Genomic DNA, 4,007 nt, shown 5'->3' with positions numbered 1-4,007 from the left:
TTTACTTTTTCTGTAAATTTGGTAAATATCCCATCAGTGTTATCTTCTTACCTTCACTTATTATGGTCATAGCACGCGCACCGGCAAAGATGGCTTTTTTATCACCCAAGAGATCCAGACCGCTGAACCAGGCCAGTTTTATATCCATTGAGGTTTCCATTTGCTGCCACGTTTTTCCGCCGTCTTGGCTAGTTATAATCGCCCCACGGTCTCCTACCGCGATACCAAAATCACCCTGCATTTTAACTTCATAAAACGTCGGCATCTCGCCTTTCTCATCGGGCGCCAGGGTTACCGGATTCCACGTTATACCGCCGTCTTCCGTTCGAAGCATCGTGCCGCTCAAACCTACCACAACTCCGTGGGTTTTTGAAGAAAAGGAAATACCAAACAGCGTATTTTCAGTTCCCGTTTCCTGAAGGTTCCAGGTAATACCTCCATCCATAGTATGCAGTATAGTGCCGAACTCACCGGCTATCCAACCCTCTTCTTCTCCAAGGAAGACCATGTTATAAAAAATAACATCTTTCGGATATGTTTTATCCTCCCAGGTCTTTCCGGCATCACCTGTGTAGAAAATCGTACCCCAATCACCTATGGCCACACATTTTTCCGGACTCAGGGCTTTTACTGTAAACAGGTGCTTTCTTTTCGGCGTAGTCTGTTTTTTCCAGGTTTTGCCACCGTCAATGGTATAAAGAATAGTACTGCCCTTGCCTACAATCCATCCTACCTTGGGATTGCAAAAGGAAACAGATAAAAGCAACATATTTGTTCCGGAATCCTGTTTCTCCCAGTTCAAACCCCCGTCTGTGGTATGATCAATTTCTCCACGATCGCCTACCGCCCAACCTTCCTTCTCATTCACAAAACATAATGAAAAAATGCTGTTTCGGAACCCATGTTTCTTGGATGCAGCAAAAGCAAGGCTGCTGGAAAATATTAATAATGCGGACATCAATAGCAAGACAATAAGTTGGGCACTTTTCCTTTCCATCTTATTTTCAACCTTTTTTTTCATGGATTTTATTCCTCTCTGTTATTACGGAATTTATCAGGCGCTGTTGCCGGTGGACAGAATTCAATCTGTTCCATACAAAGGCAACATATTGTAATAGCAATCTGTTTTAGTATTAAGCCCTGTACTTCGGCAATATCTTTTCCGGGCCGATAATTGAAACCAGAGCCGGCAGTACGGTTAGTGCACCCACCATGTTGGCAACCAACAGGAAGGCCAAAAGGATCGCCATCTCAGCCTGAAATTTGAAATCGGCGAATACAAAGAAAATAACGGAAAAGACCAAAGTAGTTGCAGTAAAAATGATAGCCTTCCCTGTTGTGGTGATTGCTATGTAACGTGCCTTTCTGTAATCGCCTTTGCTGAACTGGTATTCTTCAGCAAGCCGGCTTAAAATATAGATGCCGTAGTCAACACCTATGCCAACGCCCACAGAGGCAACCGGCAGAGAATTAATGTTCATATCAATCCCCAGTGTAAGCATTAAAAGGTCACTTAAAACCTGTGATACAAGCAGAGGAATAAACAAGACCAAAGCGCCCCAGAAAGTCCTGTATGCAATTGTACAAAAAAGGAATGTAAAGCCAAAGATGAGCGCCATATTTATCCAGTAGGACCATTCCACTTCCTCATTAACAGCGGCAAGGATGCCAAGAATACCACCGGCCAAACGGAACGTCACACGCTTAGCCGGGTTCTCCTTGATATATTCCTTGAGGGTCGCTATAGAATTGGTGAGGACTTTATTATTGTAGTTGGAGAAGTAGAGGGTTACAGCTGCATTTTTCTTATCCCCTGAAATGAAACGATCCATACTTCCACCTGTTGATGATCCTGCTACCAAGCCTATTACATTTGCAACATCGAAGTGTGTTTCAGGCAACATGGACCATTTAGGATGTCCGTCGTGGAATATCCGGAAAACATTTTTTAACATGTCGCTGATAGTAACGGCCCCTCCGACTTCGGGAATGTTGTTGGTAGCATAAATGCCCATCTCACTGATAAGCCTGATGGTTTCAGCGTCAGCAATTGCTCCTTCCTTATCGCCTTCAGCAAGTACTACCATCTGACTGGAGCCGACAAAATCCTTGTTCACCACATCCGAAGCAAGATTGTAAACATGATTCGGATAGAGTATTGCCCTGCCGGCGCTGACATCTCCCACCTTTAAATATTTCTGTGTAATAAAACCGCCTCCAAAAATAACCAGTACTACAAGGGCCAGAACAATCCACTTGCGGTTTCCCTGGGATAAGGTAATTAGAAACTCCCCTATCTTTATGTATATCTTATCGCCAGGCCGCGACGTGATCTGTTTGCGTTTCTCCTCGGGTGACAAATTTTCGTCCGGAGCCTCAGCCTCTCCCTTCTTAATGTGCTTTAATTTAGGTGGCGGCAGGAGCGAAACAAGCACAGGCTGCATAACTACCGAACTTACATAAATAGAGATAATCCAGAAACTGCCATATATGGCCAGATTCTGCATCAAAGGTATGCTGGCTACAGCGATTGTGAGTACCCCCAGACCATCGGTGATCAGTCCCAAAATACCAGGTTTATAAAGATATCCGTAGGCATTGATTATTGCCTGCTGCTGATCTCCTGATGTGGCATATTCCTCATGATAGCGCTCCATGGACTGGACAGAGTGGCTCAAGGCCCTTGCCGATAAAAGCAGCGGAACCACCAGAACCAATGGGTCAACATTGATGTGTAGCGCGGATGCAAAACCCAGGCCCCAGATTGCACTCACAATTGCGGATACAAATGGAAAGAATATACCCAGGAATGTACGAAAATACCACCAAAGCAGTATGACCATCACTATCGCAGTTACAATGAAAACATTATAAAGTTGAGGAGTATAATGGGCTATCCATGCATAAAGCATCGGGTAGCCGGTAACGTAAAGGGTGTGATTCTCATCCTCCACTTCAGCCTTAATCTTTTGCATTTCATTAAATAGATTATTCAGATCAAGGCCTTCTTCCCAAAAACCGGCGCCAATCAATGAGGCTTTATCATCCATGCTGACATATACACCACGGACGTTCGCATTGCTATAGACTATTTCTTTCAATCTTTTAAGCTCTTCAGGCGATCGGGGCATAGCCCTCATTATGGGAACAGCTCTGAGACCATCATTACCCACACCGAAATTCTTTAACCTGGGATGAGTAAGAGATATAATCTGTAGATTATCCACCCCATCGATAGTCATTACAAATTTTGTAATCTTATCAATTTTTTTGAGGGTTTCGATATTATAGATATCCCCATTTTTTACCTCGATAACTATGCTCATCAAGTTTGCGGTGCCGAACATTTTTCGGTATTGCTTGTAAAGCTGGATATATTCATGTTTTGGTGGGTAAAGATCAAAAAAATCGGTATGGATCCTCAGGGTTAAGCACTTATAACCAAAAAATACAGTGCCTATAATAATCAGGCCTAACATCAGAATCGGATGGCCTACATGAAACTCGACCAACCTTAACCAAATTGACTTTTTGCTTTGGTTTGTCATCAATCTTTCCTCACAAAAATTATTGTTATTTTCACTCAAGGATAGCCATGAAGTTTAGGCTAATTTAATCCCAGAAAAACAGCTATATATTTTATCGATATGCAGATTTGTATATCCCGACGGGGATTATAACTAAAAATTCTGGCAGAGGCCAAAATTAAATTCATCTTACTTAATAAATAATTCTCACCTGTGCCCAACTATAAATGCACTTCATTTACTAAAATTTTATAAAAGGGGGGCTACTCCTATGCATGGGTTTAAAAACCCTAATGTATGGAATAAGCCCCCAAACTGCCTATCGTTAATCCGCGATAGGGTGGATTAACGGTTCTTCTATTTGGACATCCGCATTATATATTCTTTCGTGAACATTTTTGGTGACATTTTGGATTCGGGCATAAACATACTGCTTTTTTCAGGTGGGCCGTTTTGAACCCATCCGGCTGTAGCATGGCG

General features: G+C 42.7%; 2 protein-coding genes. Both read right to left on the bottom strand.

Going from position 1 to position 4,007, the window contains the following annotated elements; all coding sequences use genetic code 11:
- Position 1: 1 nt before the first annotated feature.
- A complete protein-coding gene (locus KKC46_18555; protein ID MBU1055805.1) occupies positions 2 to 1,021 on the bottom strand; it encodes a hypothetical protein in 1,020 nt (339 codons plus the stop codon).
- A gap of 112 nt (positions 1,022 to 1,133) precedes the next feature.
- A complete protein-coding gene (locus KKC46_18550) occupies positions 1,134 to 3,548 on the bottom strand; it encodes an MMPL family transporter (protein ID MBU1055804.1) in 2,415 nt (804 codons plus the stop codon).
- Between the last annotated feature and the right edge of the window lie 459 nt (positions 3,549 to 4,007).

The organism is Pseudomonadota bacterium (assembly GCA_018817425.1).
GTDB lineage: Bacteria > Desulfobacterota > Desulfobacteria > Desulfobacterales > RPRI01 > RPRI01.
The sequence above is the reverse complement of the archived record's forward strand: the minus strand, read 5'-3'. Positions and strand labels throughout refer to the sequence as shown.